At 48.0% G+C, this 256-nt stretch carries 1 protein-coding gene; it reads left to right on the top strand.

Features of this window, described 5'->3' with window-relative positions; translation table 11 throughout:
* Positions 1-256, top strand: a 256-nt coding sequence (locus NE619_RS18330; protein WP_256133904.1) for a DnaB-like helicase C-terminal domain-containing protein, incomplete at both ends; no start/stop codon positions are given.

Raw genomic sequence — 256 nt, 5'->3', positions numbered from 1 at the left:
CGCACAGGTGCTGAGAAACGGAAACCTGACAGATACGGATTGGGAGAAACTGATCGAGGGAGCAGGCACGATCGGAAGCTCTCGTATGATCATAGACGATACGTCGGGTATCAGTATTTCGGAGATGCGCTCAAAATGTCGTAAATACAAATTGGAGCAGGGACTTGATCTGATCATCATCGACTATTTGCAGTTGATGAGCGGAAGCGGCGGACGTAAAAATGAAAGCCGCCAGCAGGAAATTTCGGAGATTTCA

This window comes from Anaerovorax odorimutans (genome assembly GCF_024459955.1).
Classification (GTDB): domain Bacteria; phylum Bacillota; class Clostridia; order Peptostreptococcales; family Anaerovoracaceae; genus Hominibacterium; species Hominibacterium odorimutans_A.
Note: the sequence above shows the minus strand (reverse complement) of the source record. Positions and strands in the feature narration are given on the sequence as shown.